Origin of the sequence: Pseudomonas brassicacearum subsp. brassicacearum (assembly GCF_008801605.1) — a bacterium.
GTDB classification, from domain to species: Bacteria; Pseudomonadota; Gammaproteobacteria; order Pseudomonadales; family Pseudomonadaceae; genus Aquipseudomonas; species Aquipseudomonas brassicacearum.
On sequence record NZ_VZPJ01000047.1, the window covers coordinates 1 to 486 of the forward strand.

1 protein-coding gene is annotated in these 486 nt (G+C 30.7%); it reads right to left on the bottom strand.

Translation table 11 applies throughout. The features are described from left to right. The coding region (locus F7R20_RS31475; protein WP_151180639.1) for an AlbA family DNA-binding domain-containing protein at nt 1-486 on the bottom strand (486 nt) is incomplete at both ends.

Consider the following 486-nt stretch of genomic DNA (forward strand, 5'->3'; position numbering starts at 1 on the left):
GGACGTTTATTTGATCCAACTCTTAAGTATTCAACTTTATCAAAGGCTATTGGAATGTATTCGCAAGCCTTTATTTCAACAACAACTACTCGAAAACCATCACGCTCTAATTCATAAAAAGTAAAATCTATATGGGGCTTTAGTTTTTGTAATAGCCAGTAAGATAACTCTTGACCATTATCCTCACCATTATGTTTATCTTTGAATGGTTTGAAATTAGTACCAATTAGCTCTTTAGTTTTATCTCTGATACCAAAGATCATATAAGCAGATTTTTTATAATCTAAAGCAGCAGCATTAGATAAAGCTGAAATATATTGACCTAATTCATCTGGGCGTAAGGCATTAAATTTGAATTCTATCCATTCACACTCTTCGAATTGTAAGAGATAGTCTAAAAAATCAACTTGGCTTTCTTCTGATAAAACTGAATTAGGATGCGACATAATTAAATAGAGTAACTGATTTAAAATGGTAAAGTATTTA